At 49.0% G+C, this 17,206-nt stretch carries 11 protein-coding genes; 6 read left to right on the top strand and 5 right to left on the bottom strand.

Annotated elements, in window-relative coordinates; genetic code table 11:
• Positions 1–26 precede the first annotated feature (26 nt).
• The 5 genes from baeS to K9N75_RS15835 all read right to left on the bottom strand — a co-directional run bounded on the left by baeS (position 27) and on the right by K9N75_RS15835 (position 10,461).
• Positions 27–1,409, bottom strand: coding sequence for an envelope stress sensor histidine kinase BaeS (gene baeS, locus K9N75_RS15855; protein ID WP_008814183.1), 1,383 nt, complete (start codon positions 1,407–1,409; stop codon positions 27–29).
• On the bottom strand, positions 1,406–2,830 hold the full coding sequence (gene mdtD, locus K9N75_RS15850; RefSeq protein ID WP_061059746.1) for a multidrug transporter subunit MdtD: 1,425 nt from the start codon (positions 2,828–2,830) through the stop codon (positions 1,406–1,408). Before mdtD ends, baeS begins: the two co-directional genes overlap by 4 nt.
• A gap of 97 nt (positions 2,831–2,927) precedes the next feature.
• Positions 2,928–6,026 (bottom strand): multidrug efflux RND transporter permease subunit MdtC, encoded by a 3,099-nt coding sequence (mdtC, locus tag K9N75_RS15845; protein ID WP_224451869.1) that lies wholly within the window; start codon positions 6,024–6,026, stop codon positions 2,928–2,930.
• Complete coding sequence (locus K9N75_RS15840) at positions 6,023–9,172, bottom strand: MdtB/MuxB family multidrug efflux RND transporter permease subunit (protein WP_224451868.1); 3,150 nt, start codon at positions 9,170–9,172, stop codon at positions 6,023–6,025. Before K9N75_RS15840 ends, mdtC begins: the two co-directional genes overlap by 4 nt.
• Complete coding sequence (locus K9N75_RS15835) at positions 9,172–10,461, bottom strand: MdtA/MuxA family multidrug efflux RND transporter periplasmic adaptor subunit (protein WP_008814179.1); 1,290 nt, start codon at positions 10,459–10,461, stop codon at positions 9,172–9,174. Before K9N75_RS15835 ends, K9N75_RS15840 begins: the two co-directional genes overlap by 1 nt.
• A gap of 400 nt (positions 10,462–10,861) precedes the next feature.
• On the opposite strand from K9N75_RS15835, the gene K9N75_RS15830 reads away from it, so the two are divergent.
• The 6 genes from K9N75_RS15830 (at position 10,862) to K9N75_RS15805 (ending at position 17,144) form a co-directional block, all read left to right on the top strand.
• Complete coding sequence (locus K9N75_RS15830) at positions 10,862–11,815, top strand: aldo/keto reductase (protein WP_008814178.1); 954 nt, start codon at positions 10,862–10,864, stop codon at positions 11,813–11,815.
• A gap of 127 nt (positions 11,816–11,942) precedes the next feature.
• The gene (ppnP, locus tag K9N75_RS15825; protein ID WP_004091927.1) at positions 11,943–12,230 is read left to right on the top strand and encodes a pyrimidine/purine nucleoside phosphorylase; all 288 of its coding nucleotides are present in this window, start codon (positions 11,943–11,945) and stop codon (positions 12,228–12,230) included.
• A gap of 237 nt (positions 12,231–12,467) precedes the next feature.
• Positions 12,468–13,322: an amidohydrolase family protein gene (locus tag K9N75_RS15820; RefSeq protein WP_224451867.1), complete on the top strand. Its 855-nt coding sequence runs from the start codon at positions 12,468–12,470 to the stop codon at positions 13,320–13,322.
• An 11-nt stretch (positions 13,323–13,333) separates the two neighbouring features.
• Positions 13,334–14,689: a PTS transporter subunit IIC gene (locus tag K9N75_RS15815; protein WP_114445506.1), complete on the top strand. Its 1,356-nt coding sequence runs from the start codon at positions 13,334–13,336 to the stop codon at positions 14,687–14,689.
• Between the two features lie 126 nt (positions 14,690–14,815).
• A complete protein-coding gene (locus K9N75_RS15810) occupies positions 14,816–15,811 on the top strand; it encodes an aldo/keto reductase (protein WP_039188117.1) in 996 nt (331 codons plus the stop codon).
• A 232-nt stretch (positions 15,812–16,043) separates the two neighbouring features.
• On the top strand, positions 16,044–17,144 hold the full coding sequence (locus K9N75_RS15805; RefSeq protein WP_224451866.1) for a mandelate racemase/muconate lactonizing enzyme family protein: 1,101 nt from the start codon (positions 16,044–16,046) through the stop codon (positions 17,142–17,144).
• Positions 17,145–17,206 lie beyond the last annotated feature (62 nt).

Below are 17,206 nucleotides of genomic sequence, written 5' to 3'. Positions count from 1 at the left end.
ACTTCCAGTGATACTGTTCATATCCATTACCTTTTATAGTTTTCCGTATCAAGCGGCAATTGCAGGCTGATGGTTAAGCCTCCCAGTGGAGAATGCTCTGCGACCATTACGCCGCTATGTGCTTCAACAATATTTTGGCAAATTGATAAGCCGAGGCCAGAGCCGCCGCTGGCGCGGTTGCGTGAGCCTTCCGCGCGGTAAAAACGTTCGAATATCTTTTCAAGTTGCTCGTCGGTCACACCGGGGGCGCTATCTTGCCAGTAGAGCTGAAGGGCGGTGTCGCTGATTTGTCCTTTAACTTGCAATTGTCCGTTACCGTCAGTGTAACGCAGGCTATTTTCGAAGAGATTATTGAAGAGTTGCAATAAACGGTCGGGATCACCAAATACGCAGGCTTTCTCCGGTAAATCGAGCGAGAGCGTGATATTTTTTAAGCTAAAACGATCGTGAAATGCACTGGCAGCCAACTGAACCAGATGAATCACATCAATGTGCTGTTTGCGATAGGCCAGGGCACCGGCGTCGGACATAGAGAGCTGGTGCAGATCATTGACCAATTTAGTTAACGTTTCTACTTCGGCTTGCAACGACGCGAGCGAATCCTGCGTCATCTGGCGCACACCATCCTGCATCGCTTCCAATTCTCCACGCAGCACCGCCAGCGGTGTGCGCAGTTCGTGTGAAACATCCGCCATTAATGCTCGGCGCATATGCTCGTTTTTTTCAAGTGTAATCGCGAGCTGGTTAAAATCCTGTGCCAGTTTGCCTAATTCGTCGCGTGACTCCACCTCAACGCGCGTCGAGAAATTTCCTGCTGCCAATTTATGCATGGCGTTGACCAACCGTTTTACCGGTGCCAGCATGCTGCGGGACAGCGCCCATGTCACCGCTGCGGCTAGCAATGTCGCTAGCGCCACAATGATCCAACTGGTACGTCTTTGCTGAAGGTCAAAATTAATATCGGTATTACGCGTTAAACGTTCGGGTGGCGTAGTGACGACCCAACCCACGGTCTGGCCCTGATACATCACGGGTTGGCGTGTGCCTTCACTCGGAATGTCGCCTGGCGGTCCCACCATTTTACGGTTGCGGCTATCAATTACCCAAAACGGTGTGCGCCAGCCGTGTGGGGGGAGCGTATCGTTACCTTCGTTACTTTGTTCGATGTTATGCATAATCTGGAAAATCACGCGGTCATTATGACGCAGAAAACGCCAGTTTCCGGCCTGCGCGTAGCGTTCTTCCAGTTCGGCGGCGAGCAGGCGAACACGTTGTTCATTGCCGTGTTTAATGTAGTCAATAAAGCCGCGCTCGAAACTGACCCGAACGCCCCAGTGCATGGTGATCAGCACCAGAATGCAGGTGGAGAAGATGGCAAGAAACAGTTTGCCGGTAATGCCAAGCTTCATGAGTTCTCCTTGCGGCGACGCGCGGTACGTTCAAGGGTGTTGTTTTCTAAGGTATCGTCCGGTACACGTAAAAACACCAGCGCGGGAAGGGCGATAATCAGTGCGATACAGCCATAAGTGAGCAAAAATGCCTGATGGATCGCCGCGCTGTCAGCGGTGATTTGATGATGAGAGAACAAGCCCAACAGCAGACCGGCAATGCTTACCCCAAGGCTCATTGAGAGTTGCATGATCATCGATAACAGACTGTTGCCGCTGCTGGCGAGTTCATCAGGTAAATCTTTGAGGGTCAGCGTATTCATGGATGAAAAGCGCATGGCATTGATCATGCCTTGGAAAAATAACACCACGGGAATTATCCATAGGCTGATATACATCGCGCTCAACGGCAGAGCTAGACTGACCGCCGCTAACGCCAGCGTGGCGCAGACCAATACGCGCCGATAACCAAACTGATTCACTACTCTCACCACGATACGCTTCATGCCCATACTGCCGATAATCATTGGGATCATCATTAGCCCGGCGTGGAACGGCGAGAACCCCATGCCGATTTGCAGAAATATCGGGGTCATGAAGGGCAACATTCCGCTGCCGATACGCCCTAGAAAACTGCCGCTGAGCCCAAGTGAAAAGGTCGGTGTTTTCATCAGATCTAGGCTAAACAGCGGGGCGTCGCTGCGTTTGGCATGCCAATAATAACTGGCTAATGCGATTCCGCCAGAAAGTACCAAGCCATAAATCATGCTGGTATCTAGTCCGAGCCCTTTGTGGCCGTCGAGTGCCAACGTGAGCGTCGCCATACCAATCGCCAGCATGACAAAACCTCGAATGTCAAAGCGACGAGTTTGCATGCTGTAGTTAGGCATTAGCCATAGGGTGGCGATCGCACCCACAATTCCTACCGGTAAGTTAATCAGAAAGATCCAGTGCCAACTGGCGTATTGCACCAGAAAACCACCTAATGCCGGGCCGACCAGTGGACCGATTTGGCCGGGGAGGGTGACAAAGGTCATCGCTGCCATATATTGACTGCGCGGCACAATTTTCATGACGGTCAGACGCCCCACTGGAACCATCATGGCTCCGCCGACGCCTTGTAATACGCGGGCCATCAGCAATTGGTTGAGGGTTTCGGCCTGCGCACAAAACAGCGATCCGAGCGTAAACAGGACTATGGCGCTGAAAAAAACGCGTTTTACTCCCACCCGATCGGCAAGCCAGCCGCTAGCCGGTAGCATTACCGCCACGGTCAACACATAGGCGACCACCACCGACTGCATGCGCAGCGGACTTTCACCGAGGCTGGCTGCCATTGCGGGCAGCGCGGTGTTAACGATGGTGGTATCCAACGTTTGCATGAAGAAGCCAAAGGCGACAATCCATAGCTGCCAGCGAACTGAAGCGGATTGTTCAGGCATGGATAAAACTCCGATTGTTTAAACAATAATTTAGGCAAGAGGCATGCCTCCTGCCGTTTTCCGCTCAATTGTCCGGTAATGTGCCGTTGTATGAGGCCTATCTCGGCAGCGGTTTCAGCGTTTTTACTTTGCTAAAACGACTGCGGAGTCGGTCAAAATAGAGATAGACCACCGGCGTCGTGTAGAGCGTTAATAGCTGGCTCATGATCAGACCACCCGCAATGGTTATCCCCAGCGGCTGACGCAGTTCTGCGCCATCGCCGCTGCTAAATGCTAACGGCAGAGCGCCAAACAGCGCCGCCAATGTGGTCATCATTATTGGTCGGAAGCGCAATAAGCTGGCTTGAAATATCGCGTCACGTGCGCTCATACCGCCGTTGCGTTCGGCATCAAGGGCAAAATCGACCATCATGATAGCGTTCTTTTTCACTATGCCTATCAATAACATAATGCCAATCAGGGCAATTAAGCTAAAGGGCGCGCCAAACATTTCCAATGCTAATAGTGCCCCGACGCCCGCTGAAGGCAGCGTCGACAGAATGGTCAGCGGGTGCACATAGCTTTCATACAATACGCCGAGCACGATATACACCGTTGCGATAGCGGCCAGAATCAAAACGATCTGCGAATTTTGCGTATCCTGAAAGACCTGAGCAGTACCGGCGAAAGTGCCGCGTACCGTATTCGGCACTCCTAATGCCGTCATGGTGCGTTCGATGGCGGCTGAGGCATCTGACAGCGCCTTGCCTTCTGGCAGGTTGAAGGAGATGGTTGAGGCCGCGGTTAAGCCTTGATGGTTAACCGACAGTGGGGCATTAGCCGGTTGCCACTTAGCAAAATAGGATAGTGGAATAGCCTTGCCATCGCTGTTGATCACAAACATTTTGTCTAGCGAACTTTCATCCTGCGTATACTCCGGCGCGACCTCCATCACCACGTGATATTGATTGAGTGGTTGATAAACAGTCGAAATCTGCCGTTGGCCGAAGGCGTTATTCAGCAAGCTGTTAGCGTCGGCAACGTTGATACCCAGCCGCGCCATGCTCTCACGATCGTAGGTCAACGCCAGTTCTGAGCCTTTGTCCTGCTGGTCAGAGCTGACATCGGCGAGTTCGGGCAGCTTGGCGAATGCGGCTCGGATCTTAGGTTCCCACTTGCGCAGTTCGCTGAGATCGTCGGAGAGCAGTGTGTATTGATAGCTCGCATTTCCCTGACGGCCACCAACGCGAATATCTTGCTCCGCCATTAAAAACAGATTGGCGCCGGGTTCTTTGGCCAGTTTTCCACGTAGGCGAGCGATAACCTGTTGGGCGCTATCTTTACGTTCGCTCAATGGTTTCAATGAGATAAACATCATGCCGCTGTTAGTACTAGAACCACCGGTAAAGCCGGTCACGTTATCCACGTCTGGATCGTTACGCACGATTTTCATGAAGTCTTGCAGCTTACCGCGCATTGCCTGAAATGAAATGCTTTGGTCTGCTTGAATAAAGCCCATCAAACGACCAACGTCCTGTTCGGGGAAGAACGTTTTGGGGATGGAAATATACAGCCAGACGTTTAACCCAATCGTCGCTATCAGGATCAGTAGCACCCAGCGTGCGTGATCCAGCACCCAGCGTAAACTTTTGCCATAGCCTTGTTGGAGTTTCAGCAGCAGCTTGCCGAAGCCACGAATACGTTCCTGATGGCGTGAAGGGCGCTGCTTAAGCAGATAGGCACACATCATGGGGGTTAATGTCAGGGATACCACCAGTGAAATGCCGATCGCCACGGAGAGCGTAACCGAAAACTCACGGAATAGACGTCCCGGCAACCCGCTCATCAATAGTAATGGGATGAAGACAGCGATCAACGACAGACTCATCGATAGCACAGTGAAGCCCACTTCTCGTGCGCCGATGAGCGCAGCTTTTTTCGGTTTCATTCCTGCCTCAACGTGGCGAGAAATGTTTTCCAGCACGACGATGGCATCATCCACGACAAAACCGGTCGCAATGGTGAGCGCCATTAGCGACAGATTATTCAGGCTAAAATCGCACAGATACATAGCGGCAAAGGTGCCGATCAATGAAACCGGTACAGCAACGGCAGGGATCAGCGTGGCGCGGCCCGAACGCAGGAACAAGAACACCACCATGATTACCAATCCCACGGCGATCGCCAGCGAACTTTCCACTTCGTCAAGCGAGGCGCGGATCGTAGGCGAACGATCTTGTGCCACCTGCAGATCAATTGACGCCGGGATCAGTGCACGAAACTCGGGGATCTGTGCGCGTATGCGATCGACGGTTTCAATAATGTTGGCATCAGCGCTACGGCGGATCATGATCAGAATGGCGGGTTTGGCGTTGGTCATGCCGGCATTACGCACGTTTTCGACCGAATCCTTCACGTTCGCCACGTCGCTTAAACGTACCGCCGAGCCGTTGTTGTAATGAATAATTAACGGCTGGTAATCCTGCGCAGTTTTAATTTCATCGTTAGCTTGCACCTGCCAACGTTTATCGTTCGCTTCAATCGATCCCTGTGGACGACGAACGTTGGCGTTGGCAATCGACGTTCGTACGTTATCGAGCGAAACACCCTGATTAAATAGGGCTTCAGGATTGAGCTCGATGCGTACGGCAGGCAGTGAACTCCCCCCAACGGAAACGTCGCCTACGCCGTCAACCTGCGCGATTTTTTGCGCCAGCTGAGTCGAGGCAATGTCGTAAAGCTTTGCCTGATCGTAGGTGTCTGACGTGAGCGTCATGATCATAATCGGCGCGTCAGACGGATTCGCCTTACGATAGCTAGGGCGGCTTGGCATTCCCGATGGCAGTAAGCTTTGCGCCGCGTTAATGGCGGCCTGTACATCGCGTGCGGCACCGTTGATATCGCGATTAAAATCAAACTGGATAATGATGCGGGTGCTCCCCAGCGAACTGGAGGACGTCATCTCGCTGATACCCGCAATACGACCAAGGGCGCGTTCCAACGGCGTGGCCACCGACGACGCCATGGTTTCTGGCGATGCACCCGGCAAAGAGGCGCTCACCATGATGACCGGATAATCTACCTGCGGTAGCGGAGCAATAGGTAATAGCTTGAAACCTAAAATCCCGCACAGGGTGATCGCCAGCGTCAGCAGCGTGGTGGCGACCGGCCGATTGATAAATAAAGCGAAGAAACCTTTAGACGGCGAGAATCTCACTGGGTGCTCTCCTGTGGATCTTTCGCTGGATGCGTGTTTCTTGAAACCTTATCAAAGAGCAGGTAAATCACTGGCGTGGTAAACAGTGTTAGAACCTGACTCATCACTAGGCCGCCGACCATACAAATCCCCAGCGGTTGGCGCAGTTCAGCCCCCACGCCGGTGCTTAGCATCAGCGGTAATGCGCCGAGCAAGGCCGCGAGCGTCGTCATCAGAATAGGGCGGAAGCGCAGTAGGCAGGCTTGATAAATTGCATCGTAAGGTGCCATTCCCTGTTCACGCTCGGCGGCAAGCGCGAAGTCGATCATCATGATGGCATTTTTCTTCACGATACCAATCAGCAAAATGATGCCGATAATGGCAATCACATCCAGCTCACTGCCGGCCATAATCAGCGCCAGCAACGCCCCCACACCGGCGGTAGGCAGCGTCGAGAGAATGGTGACAGGATGGATAAAGCTTTCATACAGCACACCCAGAACGATGTACATCGCCACAATTGCCGCCACAATCAGCCATAACGTGTTACCCAAGGCAGATTCAAACGCCAGCGTGGCACCTTGGAAATGGGTGGTGATATCTACCGGCATATTAAGCTGTTGCTCAGTGCTGGTGATGGTTTTCATCGCTTGCTCTAGCGAGTAACCATCGGCAACGTTAAATGACACCGTCGTTGATGGGAACTGATCGACATGGTTAATCGACAGCGGCCCGAAGCGCTCTTCAATGGTCGCGATGGTGTTCAGCGGCACGTTTTTACCGTCTGAACTGGTCAAGTACAAATCGTTGAAGGCGGTTAAGCCGTCGGTATGATCCTGATTATGTTCTAGAACCACGCGATATTGGTTAGCCTGAGTATAAATAGTTGAAATCAGGCGTTGACCGAAAGCGTTGTACAGCGCGTTGTCAACGTCAGCCATGGTAACGCCTAAGCGGCTTGCCGTATCGCGATTGACGTTGACAAAAGCGACCAGACCTTGATCTTGCCAGTCACTGCTTACGTCTTTGAGCATGGGGGATTCTTGCAGTGCACCGATCAGCTTTGGCACCCATGTACTGAGCTGATCCAACGACATGGCCTGCAGCGTGAATTGATATTGGGTACGGCTCACCTGTGTATCGATAGTGAGATCTTGCACCGGTTGGAGGTACAGCTTAATACCGGGAATTTTGTCGGCCAGAGTTTGTAGGCGCGGGATGATCTGCTGTACCCGATCTTTGCGTTCATCTAACGGCTTGAGATTGATTTGCAAACGTCCGCTGTTTAGCGTTGCGTTGGTGCCATCCACGCCGATAAAAGAGCTTAGGCTCGCAACGTCAGGATCTTTCAAAATCTCAGCCGCCAGTTTTTGCTGGCGCTGTGCCATTTCGCTAAAGGAAACGGACTGTGGAGCCTGCACAGTCCCTTGAATCAGGCCGTTATCCTGAATCGGGAAAAATCCTTTAGGGATAAAAATATACAGTAAAACGGTCAACACCAGCGTGCTGAGCGCAACGCCTAGCGTCAGCATAGGATGATTCAAGACGACTTTTAGCCATTCGCCATATTTAGCAATCACGCGCTCAAAGAAACGTTCGCTGGCGCGGGAGAAACGGTTCTGCTTACGCAGCGATTCGTGGCTGAGCATGCGGGCACACATCATTGGCGTTAGCGTCAGAGAAACCACCGCTGAAATGAGGATTGCCACCGCTAGCGTGACCGCAAACTCACGGAATAGACGGCCAATAATATCGCCCATAAACAGCAGCGGGATGAGTACGGCGATCAGTGAGAAGGTTAACGAGATGATGGTAAAACCGATTTCCCCTGCGCCTTTCAATGCGGCATCGAGCGGTTTTTCCCCTTTTTCGATATAGCGGGAGATGTTTTCAATCACCACAATCGCATCATCCACCACGAATCCGGTGGCAATGGTCAGCGCCATCAGCGTGAGGTTGTTGATCGAAAAATTAAGAAAGTACATGACAGCGAATGTGCCCACCAACGATAGCGGCACGGCGACGCTGGGGATAATCGTGGCCGGAACGTTGCGTAGGAACAGGTAAATCACCATAACCACCAGTGCGATGGCGAGCAGTAACTCAGTTTGCACATCGCTAACGGAGGCACGAATGGTTTCGGTACGATCGGTTAACACCGTGAGTTTAACTGATTTCGGTAAACTTTCCGTCAGCTGTGGCAGTAACGCCTGAATGCTGTCAGCGGTGGTGATGACGTTAGCGCCTGGCTGGCGTTGAACGTTCAAAATAATGGCGGGTTTTTTGTCTGCCCACGCTGCCAGTTTGGTATTTTCTGCCGCTTGCTCAATGGTTGCCACGTCGCTTAAACGCACCGGCGCACCGTTGGAGTAAGCCACTATCAGATCGCGGTAGTCTTCCGCCGATTTCATTTGGTCGTTGGCGGATAGCGTAACCGAGCGCGTCGGGCCGTCGAAACTCCCTTTGGCGGAGTTAACGTTGGCGTTAGCAATGGCAGTACGAATGGTTTCACTGTCTAAACCATAAGCCGCAACCGCCGGTGCATTTAAACGTACTCGAACGGCAGGGCGCTGCCCGCCGGAAAGGGTGACGAGGCCAACGCCGCTGACCTGCGAAATTTTCTGCGAAATGCGCGTTTCCACCATGTCTTCCACCTGCGCCATGGCGACGGCGTCGGAGGTGACGGCGATAGTCATGATCGGTGGATCGGCAGGGTTAACCTTACTGTAAATCGGCGGATAGGGCAGATCGTTAGGAAGAAGATTGGTCGCCGCGTTAATAGCAGCCTGAACTTCCTGCTCAGCGACATCAAGTGACAGGCTGAGTTGGAACTGTAAGGTGATAACCGATGCGCCGCCTGAGCTTTGCGAGGCCATCTGTTTCAGCCCCGACATCTGCCCAAACTGACGCTCTAAGGGGGCGGTAATGGCCGACGTGGTCACGTCAGGGCTGGCACCCGGATAGAGCGTTACAACTTGAATGGTCGGATAGTCTACTTCTGGCAAGGCAGAAACCGAAAGTGAGCGGTAACCCACAATACCGGCAAGCAGGATGGCCACCATTAGCAGCGTGGTAGCAACTGGGCGGAGTATAAACAGGCGAGAAGGCCCGCCGGTGGCGGGGATCTCGTTTTTAGGCTCTTCAGAACCGACAGGCATATGTTGCATTATGACTTGTCCTGTTTACCAGTGGTCTGCTTAGCTGAAACATCTTTATCTTTACCGGAAGTGGCCTGAGTCTGAGCCGCATTTTCTGTGTGCGGAGCAATGACCTCAACGGTTGCACCTTCCGTAAGCTGATCGATACCGTCAGTAACCACTCGCTCACCGGCAGAAAGTCCACCGGTAATCACCACTTCTGATGCGTCACGGGTGCCTACGGACACGGCGTGTTTGCTGACCTGATTTTTATCGTTTAGCACCCACACAAAGCTGCCTTCATTTCCCATCTGTACCGCAGCGGCAGGAGCCACTACAGCGTCGCTTTGAGTCGATACTTTCAAACGAACGTTAACAAACTGATTAGGGAATAACGTGTCGTCTTGGTTATCAAAACGGGCTTTAATTTTGATGGTGCCGGTGCTGGTGTCGATCTGGTTATCCATACTCAGCAAGGTTCCGGTAGTGAGTAAGTGCTGATTAGTGCGGTCCCATGCTTCTACTTCTAACTTACCGTTTTCTTTTTGTGCCTGCTGAATGCTGGCGATATTGTTTTCAGGCAGAGTGAAAACCACATCAATAGGATGTGTCTGGGTAAGCACCACTAAGCCGGTGGTATCACCGCTGGTGATATAGTTACCTTCATCGACCAGCTTCAAGCCGACACGTCCATCAATCGGTGCGGTGATGCGGCTGTAGGTCAGCTGTAGTTTGGCGCTGTCAACGGCGCCCTGATCGGCCACAATGCTGCCCTGAGTCTGAGTCACTAACGATGCCTGAGTATCCAACTCTTGCTGAGAAACCATATTGGTCTTGCTCAGCTTTTGATAACGCGCTAGATCGCGTCGAGCATTAGCTAAAATGGCTTGGTCTTTGGCAAGCTGACCCTGAGCTTGAGCTAACTGCACCTGAAACGGGCGCGGATCGATTTCTGCCAATAAATCTCCCGCTTTCACCTGCTGGCCTTCGGTGAAGTGGATTTTCATCAGTTGCCCATCAACGCGACTACGGACGGTGACGGTATTTGCAGCGGTTACCGTACCTAAACCTGTTAAGTAGTTAGGCACATTGGACGTGCGCGTTTCCGAGGCTTGCACCGGTGCGAGCATTCCACTGCCGCCACGGCGTCCACCGGCTTTCCCCCCCGTTTTGCCTTTCTGTGCCTGTTCTGCGCCCGCGACAGGTTTGTCAGCGTTGCCGCTGCTGGTGTAACGCCAAACAATCACACCAGCCACAACGATAATGGCTATCGCCCACCAAAGGCGTTTACGGGAGGTCGGTTTATTGAAAGCACTCATTGCAGACAGAATTCTCCAGAGAAATATCCGCGCTTATGCGCAAATATAAATATTGGGCGTAGTGGCCCAATCACCCACAAAAATTAGTTACTCATCACAGTTTACTATTCTAGGCCTTAGGCTCGATCTAAAAATGAAGGAAATGTGGAAGATAGGTCAGCGAGCGTAAGACCTTTCTGTATTTAGCCTGATTTGTCTATACCCTGTCATACTTCAAGTTGTCTTTTTGTTGGCCACGTTTACTTACTCGAATCACTGACGAGAGTAAGCTCATCGAGAGGAGCTCACTTGCCGCCCATACCATTCGAATTATTTAGGGTATTTCGTCACAGTGAATAATTAGTGTTATTAGTATTCGTTATCAACGTCGTTTTCACAAACCTTAAGACAGGAGACTGCAATGAAACTACGCGAACTGGGCCGCTCTGGCATTCGAGTACCTACCCTGACATTTGGTGGCAACGTGTTTGGTTGGACGGTCGATCAGGCAACGTCCTTTAGCCTGCTCGATGCTTTGTTGGAGCATCAGTTGAACTTCATTGATACCGCTGATGTTTACTCATCCTGGGTGCCGGGAAATAGGGGCGGCGAATCTGAAACGATTATTGGCAACTGGCTACAAAAAAGTGGCAAACGCGATCACATTATTCTTGCTACGAAAGTAGGCAAACCGATGGGGGAACATCGCAAAGGGCTATCGGCGCGTTATATTCGCGAAGCCGTAGAAGCCTCTTTACGCCGTCTGAAAACGGATTATATCGACCTCTATCAGTCTCATGATGACGATCGCGATACGCCGTTGGCGGAAACCATGAATGCTTTCGATGCGTTAATCAAAGAGGGTAAGGTACGCGCCATTGGTGCCTCCAACTACAGTGCTGAGCGCTTGGCGAAAGCGTTGGAGGTGAGCGCTGAGCTGGGATTAGCCCGCTATGAGACAATTCAGCCGGAATATAATCTGTATGACCGCCAGAACTTTGAGCTCGAACTGGCTCCTCTCGTGCAAAAAGAGCATTTGGGCGTCATTAACTATTATGCACTGGCGAGCGGCTTCCTATCGGGGAAATACCGCAGCGCCGAGGATGCGCATAAGAGTGCACGTGGCGATGGCATTGTGGCGAAATATCTCAATCATCGGGGATTAGGTATTCTCGATGCCTTAGAGCAGGTGGCTCATGAGGTTGATGCTTCACCGGTGGCTGTGGCGCTGGCATGGCAGATTGCTCAGCCGGGGATCACGGCGCCGATTGCAAGCGCGACGTCATTACAGCAGCTAGAGGAATTAGCGTTGGCGGCGCGTTTAACGCTGAGCCAGTCGCAAATTGCACTAATTACCGACGCTAGCGCCTACTAAACGTTCAGTAAGTGAACGCTTGAGGCGATAACTTTCGCTGGCCTCTCACAGTGTGAACTAAGTCAGTGACAGCACCGGTTTTTTCATCCAATATGCAGTAACCCCTTCTCAATACAGGTGCCATAGTATGTTGAATGTAAATGAGTATTTTGCTGGTAAAGTAAAGTCGATTGGTTTTGACAGTGGCAGCATTGGGCGTCAAAGCATTGGCGTAATGGACGCAGGGGAATACACCTTCTCAACCGATAAACCGGAAGAGATGACGGTCATTACAGGTGCTCTGCGTGTGTTGATTCCGGGTGCGCCTGATTGGCAGGTGTTCTCATCAGGAGAAACCTTCTTTGTGCCGGGTCATAGTGAGTTTAACTTGCAGGTGGCAGAGCCAACGTCGTATCTGTGTAAGTATTTGAGCTAATATCGCGAACGATCGTTATTAGGGCTAGGTGTTTAACCTAGCCCTTTCTTTTTTCTTCTTTTGCTGTTCATTCTTCTTAATTTCTCAATATTTTCCGCGAGTTATCTAATTTTCTGACGAATTCCCAAGATTAAAATTTGTGACTGCTTAGGCATTATTGCACTTAGCGGGTTGTACTTTAATCAGTTAAGATTATTGTATTCACATTGTATACAATATGAATACAAGGAAAATAGAATGAAAATTATTGATACTCATAACCATCTTTGGGTGTGCGAAGGCGAGCACTTTGAATGGATTACTGCCGATCTGGAGGCTATTCGCCGAGATTTCACCATCGAAGATCTTCTCGACGTCTTAGAGGGTCACCAAGTTGAAGGTGCGATCCTTGTACAGGCCGTCCCACAGTTAGAAGAAAGCGAATGGCTTTTGAGGATTGCTGCCGATACGCCACAAATTAAAGGCGTGGTTGGCTGGGCAGATATGACCAAAGGACAACGCGTGGGCAGCGATCTCGACAGGTTAATCAGCCGGTCGAACAAGCTGAAAGGCATTCGCTATATGTCGCAAGGATTACCTGCTGAACATTTGATTGATCCTGATTTTATCGATGGTGTGCGGTGCGTGGGAGAAAGGGGGTTGGTTTATGAACTTCTGATTACGCCATCGCAGTTGGCATGCGTCGCTCAGCTAATATCACAGTGCCCAGATACAACGTTTGTCATTGAACATTGCGCCAAACCTATTATTCGCGAGTGCCTGATTGAAGAATGGCAAGAAGGAATACGTTTTATTGGACAACGTTATTCAAACGTTTATTGCAAATTATCTGGGATCGCGACTGAAGCAAATTACGGGTGTTGGAAAGATCAAGACCAAGCTTATAAAGACTTAGAACCTTATATCGATGCCGTATTTAACGCATTTGGCGATCGGCGCGTGATGTTTGGCTCTGATTGGCCGGTTTCATTATTGGCGCTTCATTACGCTGACATCGTTTCGCTGTGTCAACGCTATCTTAAATCACATCCTCATTACTCTATGGAGCAGTTCTATCACGCAGTTGCCGAACACGTTTATTCACTGAAATAACAGGAGACATCATGGAAGTCGTTCAATATATATTGGGCTTTGGCCCCGCTGTGGTTATTCCCATCATTATGTTTATTTTCGCCCTGATCTTCGGCGCTAAGCTAGGTATTGCGGCAAAAAATGCGATGACGGTGGGTATTGGTTTTCTAGGTTTATCATTGCTTATTAGTTTTATGGTGAGTTCTTTAAGCGGTTCAACGGAAGCCATGGTCAAAAACCTCAATCTGCATTATGAGGTATTAGATTTAGGCTGGCCGCTCATTAGCGCATTTAGTCTAGCTGCGCTGTCTCTGCCTGTCGTCTACGCGCTGTGCTTTATCACTAACTTAATAATGATCTCTACCAATACGACCAAAACGCTGAATGTGGATTTCTGGAACTATTGGCACTTTGTATTTGCAGGCGTCATTGTTGAACAGGTTACGGGCTCTTTCTGGATTGGGGTTTTTGCAAGTCTGCTAACATTTATTGTCACGCTCAAGATCGCCGACTACATTGCACCGCATATTCAGACGTTCTGCGATACGCCTAATGTCACGATAACGCAGGCGGAAATCGTGGCGTGGGCACCGCTGGCGTTCTTGATGGATCGCATTATTGACCGTATCCCCGTGATTAATAAAATCGATCTTAATCTTAATAAAATTGAAGCTAAGCTCGGGTTTTTTGGTAGTCCCTTAGCCATGGGGGCAATTCTTGGCGTTATCATCGGGGGTTTAGGTGCATTACCTTTTAGTGAGATTGTTAAAAGCGGAATGAACTTTGCCGCCGTGATGGTCTTGTTACCTACGATGGCGGGTGTATTGGTGAGTGGTTTAGTCCCTATTACTGAAATTGCTTCAGAATGGGTAAAAAAACGCTTCCCGACTAAAGCACTTTATTTTGGTATTAGCGGTGAAATCACCTTTAAAAATCCCGCAGTATTATCCGTTGGTATATTGATGGTGCCGATAACAATACTGATTAGCACTGTTTTACCCTTTAATACTATGATGCCTTTTGCTGATATTCCCTATCTACCCATGTTTGTGGTATTTGGCACCGTGGCATGTAATGGGAATATGTTCCGTGGCTTAATCAATGGAATTGTGATTGTGTGTGGTATTTTATGGTTTGGTTCTGACCTTGCCGTTGTGTCTCAGGCATTGGCAGAGAAAGCCCATTTAAACGTGCCGAAAGAAATGCTTTCTTCATCGATTGACGGTGGTTCGCATGCATTCTCATATCTGTTTTATAAAATGTTCGAACTGTTAAAAGATATGAATCCTATTTTCTCTGGTGTTCTAACGCTGGCTGCTACAGCGGTGATTATCATTATTTTAAAATTGATTTTTAATATTAAAGAAAAAACCATTAAAACAGTCTAGAACGTAGTTATTTAAAAAATATCACTTATTAATTTATTAAACAAGATTGCTAAAGTATAGCTAATAACATAACGACTAAAAAATCAGTCAGTAAATTCCGTTCCTCATTGAATTGTGGAGATTATCATGATTACCATGAATGAAATTAAGAGTGTCGGCTTATCTGTGCCAAGCCTAACATTTGGTGCAGCAAGCCTAGCTAATCTGTTTAAAGAGCTAACCAATGCTGAAGCGATTGCTATTGTAGATAAAGCTATTCAGGTGGGATGGCGTTATTTTGATTGCGCACCACATTATGGCAGTGGGCTATCTGAACTGCGTTTGGGATTAGGGTTGAGGGGAATTGAACGGAACGACTATATATTGTCTACAAAAGTAGGGCGCCTGTTGCAATCGAGAAAGCATCAAAGCGGTCTCGAAGCAGGCGATTTCTTCTTTAATGAAAACCCGTTTGATCGTGTCGCTGATTATTCTTATCAGGGCATTATGCGTTCTTATGAGGATTCAATACAGCGCTTAGGGGTGCGGTATATCGATATTCTCTATGTTCATGATCTGGGGACTTATACCTACGGAAAAACGGAACAAGAGCGTTATCATTTCAAAAACTTTTGCGAATCGGGTCAAAAGGCGCTGGATGAACTTAAACGTAATGGCGATATAAAAGCTTGGGGTGTAGGAGCCAACGAAGAGGATATTTTAATGGAGGTGATGGATTATGCCTCACCAGACATCTTTATGCTGGCTAATCGTTATAATTTACTAGAAACCGATCATCAGAGTTTTTTTGCAAAGTGTGAGAAAAATGGTGTATCGGTCGCTGTTGCTGCACCATTTGCGACCGGTGTGTTGGTGGCTAAGGATAAAAAATTATCCATATATGAATATGGCAAGGTTCCTGACGCTACGCTATTACGAGTTAATGAAATTGAAACTATTTGTCAGCAACATGATGTTCCTATTGGTGCTGCGGCTTTGCAGTTTCCGCTTAGAAATAAAAATGTGGTGACGGTGACCTGTGGCGTACAGTCGATAGAACAGGCCGAAAAAAATTATCAGTGGGCCAATATGAATATTCCTCAATCATTGTGGGATGCACTCGCCAATATTGGTATTCAATAACGTTAAACTGTTTAGAAAATAAAAAATCTATACCCAAAATAATTGAAGTCGCATCACAAAAGGCTGGCACTTTCAGGGGATGCTTGGCTGAATCACGTGGCAAGTAAGTAAATTCTGATGAGCTTACGAAGGTGAAGTGATTTGGACGAGCGAACATAGCCAACGTAGAAGCAACTTCAAGCATGGAGGGTATTGGTTAATGACATCAAGCAAGGAAGTAAGGGAAATAGCAATGAAAATTATCAAAGCCGAAATATTTATGGTGAATTTAGAACCGAAAGTTAAACGTGTCGATGCGATACAGTCTTTTATTTCGCAGGAAACACCGATTGTTCGACTGACCACTCAAAGTGGTCTGGTTGGGGAGGGATATACCTACACCATCGGCACGGGCGGCTCTTCCGTTATTGCCTTGCTTAAAGATCATCTCTTACCCAGGTTGATTGGGTGCGATGCTTCCATGATTGAGGAAATATGGGAGTCATTGTTGTTTTCTACCCATTCGACGTCGGTAGGAGCTATTACGTCACTGTCTCTTGCCGCCATCGACACGGCGCTATGGGATCTAAAATGCAAGCGAATGCAACTCCCGTTGTATAAAGTCGCCGGAGGGGCAAAATCAAAAATGCGGCTATATACCACCGAGGGCGGTTGGTTACATTTAAGTACGCAAGAATTAGTGGATGATGCTTTAGCCGTTAAAGCAAAAGGGTTTTGTGGTTCGAAGATTAAAATTGGCTCGGAGAACCCAGTTCGCGATATTGCACGCTTAGACGCTGTGCGCAAAGCGGTAGGGGATGATTATGTGATTATGACCGACTGCAATCAGGCATTTAAATATTCAGAGGGTAAACAGCGCGCGGCCTTACTTGAATACATCAACTTGTCATGGATTGAAGAACCCTTTTTAGCACATGATGTGGACTCACATAAAAAACTGTGCGAATCCACGGTTATTCCTGTGGCAGTAGGGGAATCAATTTATTCAATTCAGCATTTTAAAGAATATTTGCAAAATAATGCGGCCGATATTATTCAGGTCGATGTGGCGCGTATCGGTGGTATTACCCCGTGGTTGAAAGTCGCTCATATGGCTGAATGTTTTAATAAAATCGTTTGCCCTCACTTCTTAATGGAGCTTCATGTCTCCCTATGCTGTGCGATTACCAACAGTCGCTGGTTGGAATATATTCCTCAGCTTGACAGTGTGACTCTTGCGCCTGTGACCATCGAAAACGGTTTTGCTTTTCCACCCGAAGAGGCTGGCTTAGGTATTCGTTGGGATTGGGAAAAAATTCAGAATGAGACATTGGTGCATATTGTTATCGAATGACCTTGTTATGAAAAACCTTGTTATGAAAAACAGACTCTATTTTAGATAAAGCAGTCTTTCAT

Origin of the sequence: Hafnia paralvei, assembly GCF_020150375.1 — a bacterium.
GTDB lineage: Bacteria > Pseudomonadota > Gammaproteobacteria > Enterobacterales > Enterobacteriaceae > Hafnia > Hafnia paralvei.
Note: the sequence above shows the minus strand (reverse complement) of the source record. Positions and strands in the feature narration are given on the sequence as shown.

Excerpts from the sequence above, each read along its gene's own strand:
- baeS (WP_008814183.1), bottom strand. The coding sequence starts at position 1,409 with ATGAAGCTTGGCATTACCGGCAAACTGTTTCTTGCCATCTTCTCCACC.
- mdtD (WP_061059746.1), bottom strand. The coding sequence starts at position 2,830 with ATGCCTGAACAATCCGCTTCAGTTCGCTGGCAGCTATGGATTGTCGCC.
- K9N75_RS15840 (WP_224451868.1), bottom strand. The coding sequence starts at position 9,172 with ATGCAACATATGCCTGTCGGTTCTGAAGAGCCTAAAAACGAGATCCCC.
- K9N75_RS15835 (WP_008814179.1), bottom strand. The coding sequence starts at position 10,461 with ATGAGTGCTTTCAATAAACCGACCTCCCGTAAACGCCTTTGGTGGGCG.
- K9N75_RS15830 (WP_008814178.1), top strand. The coding sequence starts at position 10,862 with ATGAAACTACGCGAACTGGGCCGCTCTGGCATTCGAGTACCTACCCTG.
- ppnP (WP_004091927.1), top strand. The coding sequence starts at position 11,943 with ATGTTGAATGTAAATGAGTATTTTGCTGGTAAAGTAAAGTCGATTGGT.
- K9N75_RS15820 (WP_224451867.1), top strand. The coding sequence starts at position 12,468 with ATGAAAATTATTGATACTCATAACCATCTTTGGGTGTGCGAAGGCGAG.
- K9N75_RS15815 (WP_114445506.1), top strand. The coding sequence starts at position 13,334 with ATGGAAGTCGTTCAATATATATTGGGCTTTGGCCCCGCTGTGGTTATT.
- K9N75_RS15810 (WP_039188117.1), top strand. The coding sequence starts at position 14,816 with ATGATTACCATGAATGAAATTAAGAGTGTCGGCTTATCTGTGCCAAGC.
- K9N75_RS15805 (WP_224451866.1), top strand. The coding sequence starts at position 16,044 with ATGAAAATTATCAAAGCCGAAATATTTATGGTGAATTTAGAACCGAAA.